We start from the raw sequence: 3,446 nt of genomic DNA on the forward strand, positions 1-3,446 counted from the left end.
TCGGCGACGCTGGAGCCACGACGGCCCGGCGTAGTCGGCTTGTACTTGCGGATTCCCATTTCTCAGTCCTCGTCCGATATCGGACGATCCGACCCGCTTACGCGGTCGGACCGCCGAAGATGTCGATACGGTCGCCCTCGGCAAGGGTCACGATCGCGCGCTTGCTGTCGGCACGCTTGCCGAAGCCGGTGCGGGTCCGCTTGCGCTTGCCCTGGCGGTTGATCGTGTTGACGCCGGTGACCTTGACCGAGAAGACCGCCTGGACGGCCTGCTTGATCTGGGTCTTGTTGGCGCCGGGGGCCACGATGAACGTGTACTTGCCCTCGTCGAGAAGCGCGTAGCTCTTCTCGGACACGACCGGCTTCAGCAGCACGTCACGGTGGTCCGTGAAGGCCTTGCTGGCCGGAGTGACGACGGTGTTCTTGCCCTCGGCCTCGTGGCGACGCGCCTTGGCGACGCGCGCGACCTTCTTGGCCTTGGCGGCCTTCGAGGCGATGCTCGGGTGACGCGTAGCCATCAGGCTTCGCTCCCTTCGGTGTCAGCGGCCTTGGGGCCAGACACGAAGGACTCGAAAGCGGCCTGGGTGAAGACCACGTCGTCCGAGACGAGAACGTCGTACGTGTTCAGCTGGCCCGGCTCCAGGATGTGGACCTGGGGCAGGTTGCGAGCGGACAGCCACGCGGCCTCGTCGGCACGGTCGATGACGAGCAGCAGGTTCTTGCGCTCGCTGATCTTGCCGAAGAGCGTCTTCGCGGCCTTCGTCGAAGGCGACTCGCCCTCGATGAGACCGGAGACGACGTGGATGCGGTTGTTGCGGGCCCGGTCGGTGAGGGCGTGGCGCAGAGCCGCGGCCTTCATCTTCTTCGGGGTCCGCTGCGAGTAGTCACGCGGCGTGGGGCCGTGGACGACACCACCGCCGGCGAACTGCGGCGCACGGGTCGAACCCTGGCGGGCGCGGCCGGTGCCCTTCTGGCGGTAGGGCTTCTTGCCGCCACCGCGGACCTCGCCACGACGCTTGACCTTGTGCGTGCCCTGACGGGCGGCGGCCAGCTGCGCGACGACGACCTGGTGAAGCAGCGGAATGCTGATCTTCTCTACGTCGAAGATCTCGGCCGGGAGCTCAACGGTCCCGGCGGTGTCGCCGGAGGGCGACAGAATGTCAATGGTGCTCATAGTCCTCAGGCCCCCTTGGCCGCGGTGCGGACCAGGACGAGGCCGCCGTTCGGACCAGGAACCGCGCCCTTGATGAGGAGCAGGCCCTTCTCCGCGTCAACGGCGTGAACGGTCAGGTTCTGGGTGGTGACCCGCTCGTTGCCCATACGACCCGCCATGCGGAGGCCCTTGAACACGCGGCCCGGGGTGGCGCAGCCACCGATGGAACCGGGAGAGCGGTGCTTGCGCTGGGTGCCGTGACCGGCGCCGAGGCCCTTGAAGTTGTGACGCTTCATGACACCGGCGAAGCCCTTGCCCTTGCTCTTGCCGGTCACGTCCACCTTGACGCCGGCCTCGAAGACCTCCGCGGAGATCTCCTGGCCCAGCGTGTACTCGGAGGCGTCCGCGGTGCGGATCTCGACGAGGTGGCGGCGGGGCGTGACGTCGGCCTTGGCGAAGTGACCCTTGAGGGGCTTGTTCACCTTGCGCGGGTCGATCTCGCCGAAGGCGATCTGGACCGACTCGTAGCCGTCGACATCGTTCGTACGGACCTGGGTCACGACATTGGGGCCGGCCTTGACGACGGTGACCGGAACAACACGGTTGTTCTCGTCCCACACCTGCGTCATGCCGAGCTTCTCGCCCAGGATGCCCTTGATCTGCTTAGCCATCGTTCAGATCACCGGCCTCAGAGCTTGATCTCGATGTCGACACCGGCCGGGAGGTCGAGTCGCATCAGAGAGTCAACGGTCTTGGGGGTCGGGTCGAGGATGTCGATCAGACGCTTGTGCGTGCGCATCTCGAAGTGCTCGCGCGAGTCCTTGTACTTGTGCGGCGACTTGATGACGCAGTACACGTTCTTCTCAGTGGGCAGCGGCACCGGGCCCGCGACCGACGCACCAGTACGCGTCACCGTCTCGACGATCTTCTTCGCCGAGCTGTCGATGACCTCGTGGTCGTAGGCCTTGAGCCGGATGCGGATCTTCTGTCCCGCCATGGCTACTCCGTAGTCCTGTCTCTTTTACAGCTCTGGAACCCGGTGTTCCCTTGACCTTCTCCGACCCACGCGGTCGGGTGTGTCGCACTCTCACTGACACAGATGTCCCTTGTTCGAACATCCCTGATCTGGGAAAGAGGTTCACCGGGCGCCTGGCCAGTGCCGCACTCCACTTCCCGGAAGATTCCCGTACGTCCGCCCCAGCGCTGCCGTGTGGCAGTTAGGGCGACGAGTACTGTGGGACTCGCTTCCAGGCCTCCCGGCGGGAGGCGCGCAGCATCAACACTCGACCGAGCAACCCCGCTAGTCTGCCATACGGGGCAGGGGCCTGGCCAATCGAGCCGGAGACCTTACCCCGAGAGTGATGCAGATCAAACACACGCGCCTCGGGGATGGCGGAGGTGGCCTGAGTCAGCCCTCTGAGGCGAACGGCAGGAAGCGGGTCCAGGCACCCGCGGTCAGCGCGAACCGGGGACTGGCGTCGCGGAACTTGGAGTCGCGGACGTGGACCGTGCCCGGCGTGGTGGCGACCTAGGTCATCGCCAGGATCCGCTGGGCCAAGGAGCTGTTGGGTCACGCCCACATCGGCGTCACCGCCGGCGTCTACGACGGTCCGACGACCCACCCGCCGCCGCAGTTGTCCGCTGACGTTGCCGTCAGCGTTGCCGTCACTAGCGAGAACGGCCCCACCGAACCCGATTCGGTGGGGCACGCGAAAATGTTGCTTGAGAGATTACCGCGTCAGTCGGTTTCGGACCGCCGATAGACGCTCAAGACTCACTCTCTGATCCACGGAGCGAACTTGCGGCAACCCAATTTTAGACACACCATCCTCTCGCCCGGAAAGAGCTGAGCGCAATTGCCGCTCACGCTCATCATTCATGAATCCGCTAGCAATAATATTCCGGTCTAGTTGCCCCATGGCCGTCAGAGCCGCGTGGGCACTTCGCACGGCATTCTCGATGTCACCGCTGGCTCTATAGGTGCACGCATGGCGAGCAACCAAGACCGCATAGAACGAGTAGATGTCCGTCACATCAACCAGTTCCTCATCGCCTGGCTGAAGCTCAGGAAATTCTTCTAGGGATTCCATCGCGACTGTGAACGTCCCGCCCGGAAGATCGGCATCCCAAAGGTCATCCAGCACCCGAAGGAAGAAATCAACATCCGCCTCTCGGTCAGGCTCACCACCACGAAGACCTGTGAAGAGCTGGGCCATGCGCTCGACGCAGCCAGCGACGAAAGCACAGGTGTCCGCCCCGGTGGCCTCACGTAGAGCGTCTGCGACCCTGCCATC

5 protein-coding genes and 1 pseudogene are annotated in these 3,446 nt (G+C 64.7%); all 6 read right to left on the reverse strand.

The genetic code is table 11. The features are described from left to right. Nucleotides 1–97: 97 nt before the first annotated feature. Nucleotides 98–517, reverse strand: coding sequence for a 50S ribosomal protein L23 (gene rplW / locus JF597_RS50250; protein WP_062047692.1), 420 nt, complete (start codon nucleotides 515–517; stop codon nucleotides 98–100). Continuing rightward, nucleotides 517–1,173, reverse strand: coding sequence for a 50S ribosomal protein L4 (gene rplD, locus JF597_RS50255; protein ID WP_069762816.1), 657 nt, complete (start codon nucleotides 1,171–1,173; stop codon nucleotides 517–519). Before rplD ends, rplW begins: the two co-directional genes overlap by 1 nt. Nucleotides 1,174–1,178: 5 nt before the next feature. After that, nucleotides 1,179–1,823, reverse strand: a complete 645-nt coding sequence (gene rplC, locus JF597_RS50260; RefSeq protein ID WP_005481233.1) for a 50S ribosomal protein L3 — start codon at nucleotides 1,821–1,823, stop codon at nucleotides 1,179–1,181. A 17-nt stretch (nucleotides 1,824–1,840) separates the two neighbouring features. After that, the gene (gene rpsJ / locus JF597_RS50265; protein WP_003948644.1) at nucleotides 1,841–2,149 is read right to left on the reverse strand and encodes a 30S ribosomal protein S10; all 309 of its coding nucleotides are present in this window, start codon (nucleotides 2,147–2,149) and stop codon (nucleotides 1,841–1,843) included. Nucleotides 2,150–2,560: 411 nt separating this feature from the next. Then, nucleotides 2,561–2,635: pseudogene (locus JF597_RS55900) on the reverse strand (DUF397 domain-containing protein); the annotation flags it as partial. A gap of 247 nt (nucleotides 2,636–2,882) precedes the next feature. Then, nucleotides 2,883–3,446 (reverse strand): hypothetical protein (locus tag JF597_RS50275; RefSeq protein WP_294012969.1); only part of this gene is annotated, 564 nt, incomplete at its 5' end.

The sequence above is a fragment of the Streptomyces sp. genome, from assembly GCF_019510245.1.
Classification (GTDB): Bacteria; Actinomycetota; Actinomycetes; order Streptomycetales; family Streptomycetaceae; genus Streptomyces.